Source organism: Micromonospora sp. GCM10011542, from assembly GCF_042650685.1.
Lineage (GTDB): Bacteria > Actinomycetota > Actinomycetes > Mycobacteriales > Micromonosporaceae > Micromonospora.
Genome location: NZ_JBHSBO010000033.1, coordinates 40,439 through 57,057 on the forward strand (window position 1 = coordinate 40,439; position 16,619 = coordinate 57,057).

Genomic DNA, 16,619 nt, shown 5'->3' on the forward strand with positions numbered 1-16,619 from the left:
GGCTGGTCCGGGTGACTCCCCACGGCCCGGGACGCCGCTTCATCGATGCTTCCCGGCACGTGTGCGAGGGTCAAGGGGCGGCTGCGTTGCATGAATGTGACAATTGACGAACACATCGGAGCCAAGTGCTCGCTCTGCGTACGAAGCCTGATGATTACAGCAGAGCCGTGAAGATGACCCGATACGGGGGGTGCCCGCCCGGTTCACCTTGACCGCCGCGGCGGAATCGATGAGCGGAATGAGCCCGATTCACGCGACCGGGTGGCGGTGCGGGCACGCTCCCAACTGGAACGTACGTGTCCCGGCACCGGGCCCCGGTCCGGAAGGCGTCGGCGCGGCGCCCCCGCAGCCGGGTCCGCCGCGCCGAGCACACCGCCGTCAGCGGGTACGGTCCACGCCTCGGCGACCTCGGCGATGCGCAGCCGCCCGTCGACGAGTCCGTAGCGGGTCGTTCGGCGGATGCCCCACTCTAGCCGGTAAAGCCTATGGGTTTAGTAGGTAATTCCACGCCTCGGGACGCCAGGCGCGGCCGGACGGGTGGCTCAGCGCAGCACCGGAGGGTCGACCCGGTAGCCGGGCACCGACGGCCAGCGCACGGTCAGCACCACCGACTCGTGCTCGGCGTACCACGAGTGGTCCACACCGCGGGCCCACACCACGTAGTCGCCCGGCGCGGCCAGCCGTACCGTCCGGTCCGGCAGCTCGACGCGGAAGAGACCGTGCACCAGCACGAGCAGCGTGGTGCGGCGCTCCCCCGTCGCCCACCGCGAACGAGCCTCGCCGGGCCGGTGCACGCCCCACTTCACCTCGACGTCGGTGCTGTGCCGGATCTCCCCCGGCGGCGCGAAGTGCCCCAGCAGCCACCCCGCGTTGGTGGCCCCGTCGACGCCGGCGTTGCCCACGTACACCGTCTCGTCCATCGGACCTCCCCTCGCGCCGGCCGAGCAACCTATCAGGACGCGGACGGGCGTGCCCGAGAGGACCGCACTGCCGCGCACCGACTGACGCGGGCACCGCCGGGCCGGTATACAGGGTCGGTGGAAGATCCCCTGCCCGAGCAGATGCGCGCCGCCGGCACCGCGCTGCTGGCCGCGCTGGACCCGGCGGCGCGCGACCGCGCGACCCACGAATTCGACGACGAGGCGGCCCGGCGCTGGCTGGAGTACCGGCCCCGCCCCCGGCCCGGCGCCTGCCTGGCCGAGCTGGACGTCGCCGGGCGCAAGGCCGCGCACCGGCTGCTGGCCACCGCGCTCAGCCCGCCGGCGTACGCACAGGCGATGGCGATCGTCGCGCTCGAGGAGGTGCTCGACCGGGCCGAGGGGTGGCGGCGCGGCCGGCACAGCGGCGACTACTGGGTCAGCGTCTTCGGCGACCCGGGGCGCGACGACCGGTGGGCGTGGCGCCTGGAGGGACACCACTTGTCGGTCAGCATGACCGTGGTGGACGACCAGGTCTCCCCCGCCCCGATCTTCTTCGGCGCCAACCCGGCCGCGGTCCGGTACGCCGGCCGTCCCGTCTCCCGGCCACTCGGCGTGGAGGAGGACCTGGCCCGGGCCCTGCTCGACGCGATGGACCCGGCCGGGCGGGCCGCGGCGATCATCGCCGACGAGGCGCCCGGGGACATCATCAGCGCCACCCGGGCCCGGGTGGACGCGCCGCTGGAGCCGCTCGGCGTACCCGCGGACCGGCTCGGACCCACCGGCCGGGCGCTGCTCGACCACCTCGTCGCGCTCTACCTGGACCGGCTGCCCCCGGAGCTGGCGATCCGGGAGGCACGCCGGCTCGACGGCGGCCAGCTGCACTTCGCCTGGGCTGGCCCCACCCGGGCGGGGCAGCGGCACTACTACCGGGTGCAGGGCGACGACCTGCTGATCGAGTACGACAACACCACCGACGACGGCAACCACGCCCACACCGTGCTGCGCCGCCCCGCCAGCGACTTCGGCGCCGACGTCCTGGCCACCCACCACCGGTCCCACCCCCACTGACGTCGGCGACGGTCAGGGGCGGTGGGCCTCGATCAGGAAGCGTCGGGCGTACGCCACGAAGGGGCCCTCGGCGCGGATGCGGTGATGCAGGGCGAGCAGTTGCGGGCGGTAGCGCCGCACGGTGAAGCCGGGCACCGTCCAGACCACCTTGCGCAGGAACCAGACCACCGCCCCGACATCGTGGAAGACCGCCCGCAGGGTGGCCGGGCGCAGGTCGACCACCCGCAGCCCGGCGGCCCGCGCGGCGGCCACCGCCTGCTCCGGGTGCCGCTCGGCCGGCGCGGGCAGCGGGCCGAGGATCGCCTCGCTCAGCTCCCGCATGGTGCCCGGCCCGATCTGCTGGGACAGGTACGTCCCGCCAGGGCGCAGCACCCGGGCGGTCTCCGCCCAGTCGGTGCGGACCGGATGCCGGCTGACCACCAGGTCGAAGGAAGCGTCGCGGAAGGGCAGTGGCGCGTCCGGCGTGACCGCGACCACGGTCGCGCCGAGGCGGCCCAGGGTGCGCCGGGCGACGAGCACGTTGGGCGGCCAGCCCTCGGTGGCCACCAGCAGCCGGGGCGGCCTGGGCACCTCGGCGAGCACCTCACCGCCGCCGGTGTCCACGTCCAGCGCCGCGTCGGCGTCGGCCATCCGCGCGGCGAGCAGGCGCGCGTACCCCCAGGGTGGGCGCTCCTCGGTGGCCCGCCCGGCCAGCCAGTCGAAACCCCAGCCGTCGACCGACGCCGCGGCGCCCTCGGCGATCAGGTCCTCGGCGTCACGCTCACTGTCCACGACGGCCAGCCTGTCCGGCCACCCGCCGGACGGCAAAGCATTTGCGGTGGGTGGCCGGACGGCTCAGGGGCCGGGGCGGACGACCTCGGCGGTGGAGGTGGCGACGCCGCCGAGGGCGTCGAAGCTGCCCGCCTCGGCCCGTCCCTTGTCGAACTGGCGCATCAGGCGGGCACCCAGTCGCACGCCGAGCCCGCCCACCGCGAGCGCGACCAGTTCGGTGATCAGCATGGCGGCCGAGGCGCCGCGTTGCGGGGAGTCCGCCCGGATCAGGCAGGCGAGCAGGAACATGCCGGCCATCAGCGTGTTCACCAGATTGAAGGCGACCGCGGTGCGCCGGGTCCGGTCGCCGGGTACGTCCCACAGGTCCACCATCCCGGCCACGACGGTCAGCGCGGCGGCGACCAGGGCGGCCACCGCCGTCCAGTAGCCCACCTCGCCGAGGAAGGCCGGCCCGCCGGCGACGTCGGCCAGGTCGAAGACGGTGGCGCTGACGAAGAGTCCGTACGGGAAGGTCACCAGCATCGGTTGGATCGGTTGCCCCTGCACCCGCAGTCGGCTCTGCATCGGTCCTCCCTCGGGTCGGCGCAGCTCACGAGCTCAGGGTGCTACCCGGGCGGCGGCGGGGCGAAACGACACCGCCCGAGTCGCCGACCGCCGCGAGAACGGGCGGCCGGCGACGGCATCCAGGTCAGAGGGGTTGGACTCGGGCGTGTCGGCATCCCTATGCCTCGACACGGCGGCGATCATGACCCGGCCAGCGGATAGCGGCCGGCGTCAGGAGTCGCGTTGGCGGGAGACCGTGCGCACCAGCCGCTCGGCCACCTCGCGCAGCGGGATGTCCAGCGACGACGCGGCGCTGCGCAGCACCTCCAGGGCCTCCGCCGGCGGGCACCCGCGCTGCGTCATGATCACGCCGACGGCCTGCCCCACCACTCCGTCGTGCAGCAGGGCGGCGTCCCGCTCGCCGGCCTGGGTGGCCTGCCGGGCCCGGTCGCGGACGGCGGCGAGCAGCAGACCGGCGTGTTCGGCCAGCAGCATCGCGGTGAGCTGGTGCCGGGGGGTGAGCAGGTCCGACGCACCGGCGTACAGGTTGATCGCGCCGATCACCTGGTCGTCGATGTCCACCGGCGCGGAGATCACCCCGTGCACGCCGAGGTCGCGGGCCCGCGCCGTCCACGCCGGCCAGCGCACCTCGCCGGCCAGGTCGGCGGAGAGGATCATCTCCCGCCGCCGGATCGCGCTCATCGCCGGAGAGTCCGGCCCGTGCCGCAGATCGTCGAGGCCGGCCAGCCGCGGGTCGGAGGCGGCCACGCTGGCCGGTTCGCCGGCGCGCAGGGCGGTGAAGCCGCAACCGTGCACCCCGGCCACCGCGTCCCGGGTGATCCGGACCAGCGCCTGCAGGCCGTGATCGAAGTCGGTCACTGCGATGAGGCCGGCGGTCAACTCCCGCAACAGCGCGGCCGTCTCCAGGACGCCGACGCTTTCCACCATCGGCTCCCGCATGTCCAGATTCACCGGTCCGCAGCCCCCGTACGCCCCGGCGCGCGCTCGGCCGGTGCCGTCACCTGTGTCATCGTCTGCTCTCTCCCGCTTCCCCGGACCCGGCCTACTACCCCCACGAACCCGGGTCGAAACGGGGTAAATCGGGTTCCGTGCAGCGCGTGGGCGCGTGGCACGGACCCCGAAGGCGTCGGCCCGGACGGGTCAGCGGGAGGCGCCGCTGAGCCGCCGTCCGACCGAGGCGATCAACCGGTCCAGCTCGGAGCCGAACGGGTTGTCGTGCACCAGGTACGTCCAGGTGGCGGTGGGCCGGACCAGGGCGCCGTCGTCCGACTGCCAGTCCTCGTCAAATTCGGTCTCGGTGAAGGTGGCGATGGTGCGCGCCTCGATCTCCGGGACCAGGTTGTTGAACGCCGGCACGGCGGCCCGGTGGAACTCGTCGAGCGGGTCGAGCCGGCCCAGCGCGCGCAGGTGCACGCCCTCGCGGACCTCGGACAGCTCGGCGAGGTGCTCCGCCCACAGCCGGTCGAGGTGGTAGAGCGCGATCGACCGGGCCACCCGGGCGAGCAGGTCCTCGTCCATCTCCCCGGCCTTCTCCGGCACCCGGTCCAGCAGCATCAGCGCCGCCACGTCGCTGGTCAGCAGCCGCTCCCGCCGCTCGGCGAGGGCCTTGCGCTGCTGCTCGATCACCACGCTGTAGCGCCAGGTGTTGCGGTGGATCTCGTGGTTGACGCCCTCGGCCACCCGCTGTGCGTGCTCCACGGCGTAGACGACCTCGTCGTCGGTGACCAGGCCGTCGGCGTTCATCCGCGGCGACGGCGGCACCGCGTCGGCGGCGTGCAGCACCACCAGGTCGTCCTCCAGGCTGACGAAGAAGACCGAGCCACCGGGGTCGCCCTGCCGGCCGGCGCGACCGCGCAGCTGGTCGTCGACCCGGCGGCTGTCGTGCCGGCCGCTGCCGATCACGTAGAGGCCGCCCAGCTCGGCCACCCGGTCCCGGTCGGTCTGGTCGCTGCCGCCGAGGCGGATGTCCACGCCCCGACCGGCCATCTGGGTGGAGACGGTCACCGCGCCGTACGCGCCGGCCTCGGCGATGATCGACGCTTCCTCGTCGTCGTTCTTGGCGTTGAGCACCACGCAGGGCACCCCGGCCGCGTTCAGGCCGGCGGCCAGCCCCTCGGACTCCTTGACGTCCAGCGTGCCGACCAGCACCGGGCGCCCGCGCTCGTGGTTGCGCTTGATCTCGTCGATCAGCGCCTCCTCCTTCTCGGCCCGGGTGGCGTAGATGCGGTCCGGCTCGTCCTCGCGCACGCAGGGGGTGTTCGGTGGGATCACCGCCACCTCGAGGCCGAAGAACTCGCGCAGCTGGTCGCCGACCAGCACTGCGGTCGCGGTCATCCCGCAGACCTTCGGGTAGAGCGCGATGTACGCCTGCATGGCGATGGTGCCCAGCACCTCACCCTCGGCGGTGGCGTCCAGGCCCTCCTTGGCCTCCACCGCCGCCTGGAGCCCGTCCGGCCAGCGACGGCGCTGGGCCACCCGGCCGCGCATCTCGTCGATCAGCTCGACCGAGCCGTCGCGGACGATGTAGTCCACGTCGCGGTGCAGCAGGGCGTGGGCGTGCAGCGCCACGTTGACCGCGGAGAGCTGCGCGACGTGCTCCTCGTCGTACAGGTCGATGCCGAGCTTGGCCTCGACGGCGGCCAGGCCGGCGGCGGTGAACGCCACGTTGCGCCCGTCCTCGGCGACGGTGTAGTGCCGGCCGCTGCGCAGCCCGCGCACCAGCGCGGCGGCGGCGTGCACCGGGTCCTGCTCGCCCGCGACGGCGCCGGCGAGCACCATCGGCACCCGGGCCTCGTCGATCATGATGGAGTCGGCCTCGTCCACGATCGCGGTGGCCAGCGGCGGCTGGACGCGGTCCTCCACGTCGGTGACCAACTGGTCGCGCAGGTAGTCGAAGCCCGCCTCGCTGACCGAGACGTAGGTGACGTCGCAGCCGTACGCGTCGCGCCGCTCCTGGGGCGTGGAGGCCTCGTTGACCCAGCCCACGGTCAGCCCGAGCAGGGTGTAGACCGGCTCCATCCACTGGGCGTCACGGCGGGCCAGGTAGTCGTTGACGGTGAGCACGTGCACCGGGCCGTTTCCGAGCCGGACGTGCCCGTACGCGGCGATCGTCGCGGTCAGGGTCTTGCCCTCACCGGTGGCCATCTCGGCGACCTTGCCGGAAAGCAGCGCCATCGCGCCGAGCAGCTGCACGTCGTACGGCCGCTGGTCGAGACCGCGGCGGGCGGCCTCGCGGCCGATCGCGCAGATCTCCTCGTAGCCGGTGGCGGTGCCGGCGGCCTCGGTCAGCTCGGCGTCGTCGAGCGCGGCGAGGTCGTCCCCGCGCGCCTCGATCGCCGGCAGCAGCTTCTCCAGCGGAGCCAGTTCCACGGTCGTGCCCGGGCGCTCGAGGAAACGCCGGAACCTGCTCTTGAACCGTTGCGACACACCCATGAGCGGCAACGGTACGCGATTCGAGCCGGCTTGCGCGGCCCGGCCGCCGGCCAGGCGCCGGCATGTCGACCGGGAATATCGGAGGGTCAGCCGACCAGCAGCTGGTGGGTGGCCAGCTCGCGGTAGAGCGGGTCGCTGGCGGTCAGCTCGTCGTGGGTGCCGACGGCGACCACCCGGCCGCCGTCGAGGACCACGATCTGGTCGGCGTCGACCACGGTGGCGAGCCGGTGCGCCACGATCAACAGGGTCCGGCGGACGGCCACCGCGTCGATGGCTCGGCGCAGCGCGGCCTCGTTGCGCGCGTCGAGGTTGCTGGTCGGCTCGTCGAGCAGCAGCACCGGAGGACCGGCCAGCAGCGCCCGGGCGATCGCCAGCCGCTGCCGTTCGCCGCCGGAGAGCAGCACCCCGCCCTCCCCCACCTGCACGTCCAGGCCCTCGGGGGCGCGCTCGGCCAGGTGGGCGAGGTTGACCTCGTCCAGCACGGTGCGCAACTGGTCGTCGGTGGCGGCCGGTGCGGTGATCAGCAGGTTCTCCCGCAGGGTGCCGGCCAGCACCGGCGCCTCCTGCTCGACGTAGCCGAGCCGGGCGCGCAGCGCGTCGCGGGGCAGGTCTCGCACGTCGGTCCCGGCCACCCGCACCGCTCCGGCGGTGACCTCGTAGAAGCGCTCGACCAGGGCCAGCAGCGTCGACTTGCCGGCGCCGGAGGGGCCGACCAGGGCGGTACGGGTGCCTTCCGGCACCGCGAAGCTGACCTCGTGCAGCACCGGCCGGCCGCCCGGGTAGCCGAACGCCACCCGGTCGAATTCGATCATCGGGGTGGGATGGCGCGGGGTGGCCGTGGCGGCGGCCGGCGCCGACCGGTCGTCCACGCCCTCCGCCGGTACGCCGAGGATCTCCTCGATCCGTTGCAGCGCGCCCAGGCCGGTCTGCAACTGGGCGTACGCGTGCAGCGCCTGCCCGAGCGGCAGGGCCAGGAAGAACAGGTACATGACGAAGGCCACCAGGTCGCCGACGGTGATCGCCCCGGCGGCCACCCGGGCCCCGCCGATGCCCAGTACCAGCAGGAACGCACCCTGCACGGTGACCGTGCCGGTCGGTCCGACCACCGCCTGCACCCGGGCCACCCGCAGCCCCGCGTCGTACGCCGCCCGGGCGCTGCCGGTGACCGTCTCCGCCTCGCGGGTCTCGGCCCGGCTGGCCCGGATGGTCCGGGCCGACGAGATGGCCCGCTCGACCGCGGAGGTCATCTCGCCGATCCGCTCCTGCGCGGCCCGGGCGAGGGCCCGGACCCGCCGGGCGAAGGTCGCCGCGAAGCCCAGCCCGAGGGCCACCCCGAGCAGGGTGACGCCGAACAGCAGCGGGTCGAGCAGCACCATCGCGGTGCCGGCGCCGAGCACCATGACCGCCCCGGTGACGGTCTCGAAGAGCCCGGAGGTGACCACCGCGCGCAGCAGGGTGGTGTCCGAGCCCACCCGGGAGAGCAGGTCGCCGGTGCGCCGGCGGTCGTACTCGGCGATCGGCAGCCGCAGCAGGTGCCCGGCCAGCCGGCGCCGGGTGCCCAGCACCAGGCCCTCGGCGGTGCGTTGCAGCAGGTAGTCGCGCAACCCACCGATCGCCGCGCTGACCACCACCAGGGCGACCAGCACCGCCACCAGCCTCGACACCCCCTGGGCTGTGCTCACCCGGTCGAGCACCGCGCGGGTGAGCAGCGGCTGCGCCAGCGACGCCGCCGCCCCGGCCAGCGAGAGCGCGCCCACCACGGCGAGGGTGCCGCGGTGGGCGCGCAGGTACGGCAGCAGGGCGGCCAGGCCGACCGGCCGGTCCTCACGGGTGCTCATGCGGGGAACGGTAGTCGGCCCGGTCACCCGTCCGGTGGCGTGCTCAGCAGGCCAGCACCACCTGGAGTTCCTGGCGGCGGCGTTCGGCCAGGTCGGTGAGGAGGGCGGGCGCCTCGTCGAACGGCACCACCGCCGACACCAGGTGCTTGCGGATCACGTCGCCGTACGCCCGCAGCAGGTCGATGGTCTCGGCGGAGAGTCGCTCCCGGTCCCAGGTCGGGGCGAGCCCGCGGGGCACCCGGCCGATCTGCGCGCAGCGCAGCGACAGGCCGTTGTGGTGGAACTCCTCGCCGAGCCGCACCGCATCCGCTCCGTCCTGGTAGAAGGCCAGGTCGATCACGGTGCCCTGGGGGCGCAGCAGCCGCAGCGCGAGGTGCAGGGCCCACGCCTGGCCGCGGCACTGGAACACCACGTCGGCCCCCCGGTCGCCGGCGCTGTGCGCCCAGCGGGTCTTGAGCACCACCGCCGGGTCGTCGGCGTCCGGGTCGAGGGTCTCCAGGCCGAGCGCCTCGGCAACCTCGCGGCGCTGGGGGGTGGGGTCGAGCACGACCACCGAGGCGGCGCCGTGTCGCCGGGCGAGCAGCGCGGTGAGCAGGGCCACCACCCCGCTGCCGACCACCGCGACCCGGCGTCCGCGTACCCCGTCGCCCAGGGCGCGGACGTCCGGGCCGTGCAGGTCGGCAGCGGCGTGCAGCAGCCCGTTGGCGCAGATCGGGCCCATGTGGGCGACGTACACGCCGAGCAGCGGGTCGAGGTCGTCGGGCAGCGGGACGAACCGCTCCGCCACCGGGTCGGCCACCCAGCCGGTGCGGTGCCCGTAGGTCATCGCACCGACCGCGCCGACCGGCACCGCCGGGGTGTCGCTCTCCACCACCCGGCCGACCTGCATGTAGCCCAGCCGGGTCACCGGGTACGGGGTGCTCGCCGCGCCCGGCTGGAAGAGCCCAAGGTCGGCGTTCCAGGTGACGTTGAGGTAGGGGTTGGTGCCCTTGACGAAGCTCAGCTCGGTGCCGGCGGAGACGCCGCTGAACAGCGTCTGGACCCGGAAGGCGCCGGGCCGCAGCGGCGCCGCGTCCTGCTCGGTCAGCTCCACCCGGCCCGGGCCGGAGACCACCACCACCCGGTCACGCATCGACGGTCACCCCGCTGCTGAGCAGCGGCGCCGCGGCCGGCGCGGTAAGCCGCACGGTACGTCCGGTGCGGGCCGAGTCGGCGACCGCGAGGGCCAGCCGCTGGGTGCCCAGCGCCTCGGCGTACGGGACGCGCACGTCGTCGCCGATACCGCGTACCGCGTCGATGAAGGCCCGGTCCACGGCCACCCGGGCCGCCTCCGGGTCGGCGGCGATCCGCCGCTCACCATCGGCGTCACAGATCACCACGCCGTCCTCGGTCAGCGACAGGGCCAGGCCGTCGGCGAGGATCTCCAGCCCGGCGCGGTGCTTCCAGCCCAGCACGCAGGCGGCGCTGAGCGTGCCCACCGCGCCGCCGGCGAAGCGCAGCGTGGCGGTGGTCACCGAGTCGATGTCGGCGCCGTCCACCGCCGGTGGCGTGCCGTTGCCGTACGCGGTCACCTCGGTGGCCTCGCCGACCAGCGCCCGGATCAGGTCCAGCACGTGGGCGGCCTGCTCGACCACCGGTCCGCCGGAGTGCTCCCGCCGGGCCCACCAGGCCACCGGGGGCACCTTGTCCAGCCAGGCGCCGCCGACCATCCGGATCGGCCGGCCGGCCAGCAGCTCGCGGACCGGCTCGATCACGCTCAGGTAGCGCCAGTGGTGCCCCACCGCGGTGAGCAGCCCGCGCCGGGCGACCAGGTCGGCGATCCGCTCGGCGGTGGCCAGGTCGACGGCGACCGGCTTCTCCACGAACATCGGCACGCCGGCGGCGATCACCGCCTCCTCGGCCGGGCCGTGAGCGAACGGCGGCACGCAGACGTACACCGCGTCCGGTCCGGCCTCCAGCAGCTCGGCGACGTCGGCGAAGACCCGCCCACCGGACGACGTGGTCAGCGCGGCCGCCGCCTCGGGTGCCACGTCGGTGACCCCGAGCAGCTCCACGTCGTCGAACCCGGTCAGCACGCGGGCGTGCCGCTGTGCCACCCCGCCGGCTCCCACCAGTCCCACCCGGCACCTGCGCATGCAACAACCCCTCTGAGAACGTTTCGACTGTGACGGAAGCTGTCCCCCAGGGTGTGCGCAATCAAACGTTCATCCCCCGGGAACCGGGGGGCGTCACCCTTGTGATCAAGCTGTTGCCCTGGGAACGGTTAGCGGGTGGCGGGGAGTGGGAACTACTCTCTCCGGTTTTTCCACCATGGAAGCGGAGGGGTGCCCGTGCGGGATTCGACAACGACCGTGTCACCGGTGGTGGAGGCGTGGGCCACCTACCGGACCACGTCCTCGGCGGACTGGCCGGCCCGGCGGCTGCTGCGCGCCAAGGGAGACAGCCGGGTCAGCGTGGTGCTGCCGGCTCACAACGAGGAAGCCACCGTCGGCGCGATCGTGTCGACCATCCGCGAACACCTGATGGAACGGGTCACCCTGGTGGACGAGCTCATCGTCGTCGACTCCAGGTCGACCGACCGCACCGCCCAGGTGGCCCGGGCCGCCGGCGCCGAGGTGGTCAGCCAGGACGCGATGACCCGGGGGCTGCCCCGGCTGACCGGCAAGGGCGACGCGCTCTGGGCCGGCCTCGCCGCGGCCGAGGGCGACGTGGTCGCGTTCATCGACGCCGACCTGCGGGAGTTCCGTCCGCACTTCGTCACCGGGCTGCTCGGCCCGCTGCTGACCGACCCCTCGGTCGACTTCGTCAAGGGCTTCTACCACCGGCCGCTGGTCGGCCCGTCCAGCGTCGAGCAGGACGGTGGCGGCCGGGTGACCGAGCTGATGGCCCGCCCCCTGCTCAACCTCTTCTGGCCCGAGCTGGCCGGCTTCGTGCAGCCGCTGGCCGGCGAGTACGCCGGCCGCCGCGAGGTGCTCGCCCAGGTGCCGTTCGTCTCCGGGTACGGGGTGGAGACCGCGATGCTGATCGACCTGCTCGACCTCGTCGGCCTGGACGCCCTCGCCCAGGTCGACCTCGGCGAGCGCAAGCACCGCCACCAGGACACCGCGGCGCTGGGCCGGATGTCCGCGCAGATCATGCTGACCGCCTGGTCGCGGCTGCAACGGCGCGGCTGGGCGAGCCCCGGCACCTCACCCGATCCGCTGCTGACCCAGTTCCGCCGCGGCGGCTCCGAGGCGCTGCCCAACCTGGACCGCGAGATCGTGGTCAGCGACGTGTCGATCGAGGAGCGCCCCCCGCTGGCCGAGCTGCGGCACCGGGTGCCGCGCCGACGGGTGGCGGCGGCGTGAGCGCCCGGATGGGGCGGGCGCGATGAGCCTGACCGTGCTGATGAACGCCGGCCCGTGGCTGTCCGTGCCGCCACCGGGCTACGGCGGGATCGAGAACGTGATCGCCACGCTGGTCCCGGAGCTGCGCCGGCTCGGCGTACGGGTGGTGCTCGCCTCGGTGGGCACCAGCGACCTGCCGGTGGAGGAGCTGGTCTCGGTCTTCCCCGACGGCCAGTTCGCCGCCCTGCAGCGGCCGTACAACCAGGTCTGCGGCATCGCCCAGGCGCACCTGGCCGGAGTGGTCCGCGAGCTGCACGCCCGCGACGACATCGACCTGGTGCACGACCACGTCGAGGCCGTCGGTCTGGCCACCCTCACCGCGATGGGACCGGCCGGGCCGCCGACGCTGCACACCCTGCACTGGGACCTGGCCAAGCACCCCGCGCTCTACGGCACCCTGGACGGCGGCGACCGGGTCCGGGTCAACGGGGTCTCCGCCTCGCAGCTCGCCCGCGCCCCACAGGCGCTGCGCGACCACTCGGTGGGCCACGTGCACCTGTCCACCCCCCTGGCTGTGGACGCCGACCGGCGCCCCCGCCCGGACAAGGGCGACTATCTGCTCATCCTCGGCCGGATCAACCCGGGCAAGGGGCAGGACGTCGGCGTGCGACTCGCCCACCAGATCGGTTTCCCGCTGGTGCTGGCCGGGCCGGTCGGCCCGTACCATCGCCCGGCCGACCTGGCCGCCGCTGGCGATGACGCCCGGCAGAACCCGGACGTGCGGTTCTTCCTCGACGAGGTGGCCCCGCACGTCGACGGTGACCTGGTCCGCTGGGTGGGCACGGTCGCCGGCCAGGAGCGCGACGACCTGCTCGCCGGCGCTCGCGCCTCGCTGTTCCCGCTGCGCTGGGAGGAGCCGGGCGGCACGGCCGTGGTCGAGTCCCTGGCGCTGGGCACGCCGGTGGTGGCGACCGCCCGGGGCTGCCTGCCGGAGCTGATCGAGCACGGCCGCACCGGCCTGCTCACCGACGACGAGCAGGAGCTGGGCGAGTTGGTCCTGGCGGCGGGGCTGCTCGAGCCGGACGAGTGCCGGGCGGTGGCCGCGACCCGGTTCACCCCGGCCGTGATGGCCGAGCGCTACGTCGAGCTGTACGAGCGGGTCCGCAAGCTGGCCGCCGCGCCGCGCCTGCAACCGGTGTGATCCGGCCGCGCCGCCGCCGGGTTTGCCCCCGTCGGCGGCGGGAACGCGGCGGTGCTCACGCCCGCCGCGCAGCAAGGAGTCGGTGATGGTCGGACCGATGGCGCACGCCCGCGCCCGGCACAACCCGGCCGAAGGCAAGGCGCCGGTACGTCGGGCGGCCAGCGCCGTGGCGGTGCTGTTCCTGCTGGTCGGCGTGCTCGGCTTCGTACCCGGGATCACCAGCGGCACCGGCGACCTGGGCTTCGCGGGGCACGGCTCCGGCGCGTACCTCTTCGGGGTCTTCCAGGTGTCGGTGCTGCACAACCTGCTGCACCTGCTGTTCGGGGTGGCCGGCCTGGCGCTGGCCCGGACGGTGACCGGGGCGCGCGCCTACCTGATCGGCGGCGGTGCGGTCTACCTGGTCCTCTGGCTCTACGGGCTGGCGGTGGACCACGCCAGCGGCGCCAACGTGCTTCCCGTCAACGACGCGGACGACTGGCTGCACCTCGGGCTCGGGCTCGGCATGATCGGGCTGGGCGCGCTGACCGGGCGGGCGCGACGCTGACGTGACGGCACGTCCCGTCGGTCCGGTTTGACCAGGCTGGGGCTCGGGTAGTTGGCAGGTCCCGACCCAGCAGCGAAGCGAGGTTTCGATGTCCAGCCGGATCACCTGCGAGCTGCGCACCGCGGCGCCGGTGGCGGTCGTCCGGCTCACCGGCGCGCTGGACCTGGGCACCATGCGCTCGGTGCACCAGGCGCTGGACGGCGCGCTGGCGAACCAGCCGGAGGCGCTCGTGGTGGACCTGGCCGACGTCACGGTCCGCGACCGCCTGGCCCTGTCGGTCTTCGCCGCGACGGCCCGCCGGGCCGAGGAGTGGCCGGCCGTGCCGGTGGTGCTCTGCGCCCCGGGACCGGCCGCCGCCCGCTGGCTGGCCGAGTCGACCGCCTGCCGGGTGCTGCCGGTGCGTCCGGACTGCGCCGAGGCGACCCGGACGGCGGGCGCGGCCTGCGTTCCCCGGCTGCGCACCCGGCTGGAGCCGGTGGCCGAGGCCTGCCGGCGGGCCCGCGAGCTGGTCGGCGACGCGTGCGCCCGGTGGAACCTGCCGGAGGCTGCCGGGCCGGCGTCGCTGGTGCTCAGTGAGCTGGTCGGCAACGTGGTCCGGCACGCCCGCACGCCGATGCAGGTCACGTTGACCCTGCGCCGGCCGTACCTACACCTCGCCGTGGTGGACGGCAGCCCGGCGGCCGCGCGGGCCCGCGACGCCGACCCGCGCGCCGAGGGTGGGCGGGGGTTGCTGCTGGTCCGCGAGCTGGCGCAGCGCTGGGGCAGCGTGGCGGCCGGCGACGGCAAGGCCGTCTGGGCCATGCTGCCCGCGACCTGAGTCGTCGCGCCGGTACCGTCGTTCTGACCGAAATTACCGCTTCGGCCTGGTTACATGGGCAGAGGGTCGGGTAGGCACGCCCGTCCTTTCTGTCGTCACGACGGGGTGAGAAGACATGCCCAAGCGGGTAACCACGGAACCCGGTCGCGACCGCGGCCCGGCGATCCTGGCACCGGCCCGGTTCGGAGGCTACCCCGGGCCACTACGTACGCCGGTCCCCGGGAATTCTCTGATCAAGTTCCTGGCCACCACCGACCACAAGCAGATCGGTGTGCTCTATCTGCTCACCTCGTTCGGCTTCTTCCTGCTGGCCGGGCTGGAGGCGATGCTGATCCGGGCCGAGTTGGCCCGGCCGGGACTGCAGATCCTCTCCTCTGAGCAGTACAACCAGCTGTTCACCTCGCACGGCGCGGTGATGCTGCTGCTGTTCGCCACCCCGGCGGCGTTCGGGTTCGCCAACTTCATCGTGCCGATCCAGATCGGCGCGCCGGACGTGTCGTTCCCCCGGCTCAACGCGCTGGCCTACTGGCTGTACCTGTTCGGCGGCCTGATGGTGGTCGGCGGGTTCCTCACGCCGCAAGGCTCGGCGGACTTCGGCTGGACCGCGTACGTCCCGCTGAGCTCGGTGGAGCACTCACCGGGGGTGGGCGCGAACATGTGGGTGGTCGGCCTGGTCATCTCCGGGCTGGGCACCATCCTCGGCGCGGTGAACCTGATCACCACGATCCTCACTCTGCGCGCGCCCGGGATGACCATGTTCCGGATGCCGATCTTCACCTGGAACATGCTCTTCACCAGCGTGCTGGTGATCTTCGTCTTCCCGCTGCTGGCCGCGGCGCTGCTGGCCCTGATGGCCGACCGGCTGCTCAACGCGCACGTGTACGACCCGGCGACCGGTGGGCCGATGCTCTGGCAGCACCTGTTCTGGTTCTTCGGCCATCCCGAGGTCTACATCATCGCGCTGCCGTTCTTCGGCATCGTCACCGAGGTCATCCCGGTCTTCGCCCGCAAGCCGCTCTTCGGCTACACCGGGATCGTGCTTGCCACCGTCGCGATCACCGTGCTGTCGATGACCGTGTGGGCGCACCACATGTTCACCACCGGCCAGGTGCTGCTGCCGTTCTTCAGCATCACGAGCTACCTCATCGCGGTGCCCACGGGGGTGAAGTTCTTCAACTGGATCGGCACCATGTGGAAGGGGCAGCTCACCTTCGAGACACCGATGCTGTTCGCCATCGGCTTCCTGGTGACCTTCCTGCTCGGCGGGCTCACCGGGGTGCTGCTGGCCAGCCCGCCGGCCGACTTCCACACCCACGACACCTACTTCGTGGTGGCGCACTTCCACTACGTGGTGTTCGGGACTGTGGTGTTCGCACTCTTCGCCGGCTACTACTTCTGGTGGCCGAAGATGACCGGCCGGCTGCTCGACGACCGGCTCGGCAAGGCGCACTTCTGGACCATGTTCATCGGCTTCCACGGCACCTTCCTGGTGCACCACTGGCTGGGCAGCGAGGGGATGCCCCGCCGGTACGCCGACTACCTGCCCACCGACGGCTTCACCGTACTGAACACCATCTCCAGCATCTTCGCGTTCATCCTCGGCCTGTCCACACTGTTCTTCATCTACAACGCCTGGAAGTCCTGGCGGTACGGGGCGATGGTGAATGTGGACGACCCGTGGGGCTTCGGCAACTCGCTCGAATGGGCCACCACCTGCCCGCCGCCGCTGCGCAACTTCGACCGGATGCCCCGGATCCGCTCCGAGCGCCCGGCGTTCGACCTCAAGTACGGCCCGCTCGTCGCCGACCTGGGCCGGGACCTGCCACAGCGCACCACCAAGCCACCGCAGCATTTCACCGAGGAGTTGCACGTGGAGCACCGCGCACCGGAGTCACCCGCCGCCGAGGGCGCACACGGCGCCCGCGAGGCCACGGCGTTCCAGCCTGCGGCCGAGTCCGGCGCCCGGCCGGTGGAGGTGCCGGAGCCCGAGGGCGTCCGTCGTCCGAGCTTCGAACAGAGCGACGCACCTGAGGACCGCGAGGAAGGGCCGAAACCGCACGAGCGCTGGCGGCACCCGCACAGCGAGGGCGACCGCGACGAACACTGACGAGGTACGCGGGCGGGACCGGCACCTTCTT

General features: G+C 73.5%; 14 protein-coding genes. 6 read left to right on the forward strand and 8 right to left on the reverse strand.

All coding sequences use genetic code 11. The features are described from left to right. Positions 1-542: 542 nt before the first annotated feature. Entirely contained in the window at positions 543-920 is a 378-nt protein-coding gene (locus ACFOW4_RS12210; RefSeq protein WP_377527169.1) for a signal peptidase I, read from the reverse strand. A gap of 117 nt (positions 921-1,037) precedes the next feature. On the opposite strand from ACFOW4_RS12210, the gene ACFOW4_RS12215 reads away from it, so the two are divergent. Next, entirely contained in the window at positions 1,038-1,988 is a 951-nt protein-coding gene (locus ACFOW4_RS12215) for a DUF3500 domain-containing protein (RefSeq protein WP_377527172.1), read from the forward strand. 12 nt (positions 1,989-2,000) lie between these two features. On the opposite strand, the gene ACFOW4_RS12220 is transcribed toward ACFOW4_RS12215, so the two are convergent. From ACFOW4_RS12220 to ACFOW4_RS12250, 7 genes are all read right to left on the reverse strand, one after another. After that, a complete protein-coding gene (locus tag ACFOW4_RS12220) occupies positions 2,001-2,759 on the reverse strand; it encodes a class I SAM-dependent methyltransferase (RefSeq protein WP_377527174.1) in 759 nt (252 codons plus the stop codon). A gap of 63 nt (positions 2,760-2,822) precedes the next feature. Next, entirely contained in the window at positions 2,823-3,323 is a 501-nt protein-coding gene (locus tag ACFOW4_RS12225; RefSeq protein WP_377527177.1) for a DUF2231 domain-containing protein, read from the reverse strand. Between the two features lie 210 nt (positions 3,324-3,533). Next, positions 3,534-4,274, reverse strand: a complete 741-nt coding sequence (locus tag ACFOW4_RS12230) for a GAF and ANTAR domain-containing protein (RefSeq protein WP_377527180.1) — start codon at positions 4,272-4,274, stop codon at positions 3,534-3,536. A gap of 189 nt (positions 4,275-4,463) precedes the next feature. Next, positions 4,464-6,755 (reverse strand): accessory Sec system translocase SecA2, encoded by a 2,292-nt coding sequence (gene secA2 / locus ACFOW4_RS12235; protein WP_377527183.1) that lies wholly within the window; start codon positions 6,753-6,755, stop codon positions 4,464-4,466. Between the two features lie 86 nt (positions 6,756-6,841). Further along, positions 6,842-8,593 (reverse strand): ABC transporter ATP-binding protein, encoded by a 1,752-nt coding sequence (locus tag ACFOW4_RS12240; protein ID WP_377527186.1) that lies wholly within the window; start codon positions 8,591-8,593, stop codon positions 6,842-6,844. A 43-nt stretch (positions 8,594-8,636) separates the two neighbouring features. Continuing rightward, the gene (locus tag ACFOW4_RS12245; RefSeq protein ID WP_377527187.1) at positions 8,637-9,725 is read right to left on the reverse strand and encodes a zinc-binding alcohol dehydrogenase; all 1,089 of its coding nucleotides are present in this window, start codon (positions 9,723-9,725) and stop codon (positions 8,637-8,639) included. After that, positions 9,718-10,728 carry a Gfo/Idh/MocA family protein gene (locus ACFOW4_RS12250; RefSeq protein WP_377527189.1) on the reverse strand — a complete coding sequence of 337 codons (1,011 nt, stop codon included), beginning with the start codon at positions 10,726-10,728 and terminating at the stop codon, positions 9,718-9,720. Before ACFOW4_RS12250 ends, ACFOW4_RS12245 begins: the two co-directional genes overlap by 8 nt. Before the next feature lie 228 nt (positions 10,729-10,956). Here ACFOW4_RS12250 and ACFOW4_RS12255 point away from each other — a divergent pair, with 228 nt between their 5' ends. The 5 genes from ACFOW4_RS12255 (at position 10,957) to ctaD (ending at position 16,588) form a co-directional block, all read left to right on the forward strand. After that, a complete protein-coding gene (locus ACFOW4_RS12255) occupies positions 10,957-11,940 on the forward strand; it encodes a glucosyl-3-phosphoglycerate synthase (RefSeq protein WP_377527261.1) in 984 nt (327 codons plus the stop codon). Positions 11,941-11,962: 22 nt separating this feature from the next. Further along, positions 11,963-13,120, forward strand: coding sequence for a glycosyltransferase (locus ACFOW4_RS12260; RefSeq protein ID WP_377527191.1), 1,158 nt, complete (start codon positions 11,963-11,965; stop codon positions 13,118-13,120). A gap of 85 nt (positions 13,121-13,205) precedes the next feature. Continuing rightward, positions 13,206-13,664 carry a DUF4383 domain-containing protein gene (locus ACFOW4_RS12265; RefSeq protein ID WP_377527193.1) on the forward strand — a complete coding sequence of 153 codons (459 nt, stop codon included), beginning with the start codon at positions 13,206-13,208 and terminating at the stop codon, positions 13,662-13,664. 88 nt (positions 13,665-13,752) lie between these two features. Continuing rightward, the gene (locus tag ACFOW4_RS12270; protein ID WP_377527195.1) at positions 13,753-14,481 is read left to right on the forward strand and encodes an ATP-binding protein; all 729 of its coding nucleotides are present in this window, start codon (positions 13,753-13,755) and stop codon (positions 14,479-14,481) included. A gap of 115 nt (positions 14,482-14,596) precedes the next feature. Further along, the gene (gene ctaD, locus ACFOW4_RS12275; RefSeq protein ID WP_377527196.1) at positions 14,597-16,588 is read left to right on the forward strand and encodes a cytochrome c oxidase subunit I; all 1,992 of its coding nucleotides are present in this window, start codon (positions 14,597-14,599) and stop codon (positions 16,586-16,588) included. Positions 16,589-16,619 lie beyond the last annotated feature (31 nt).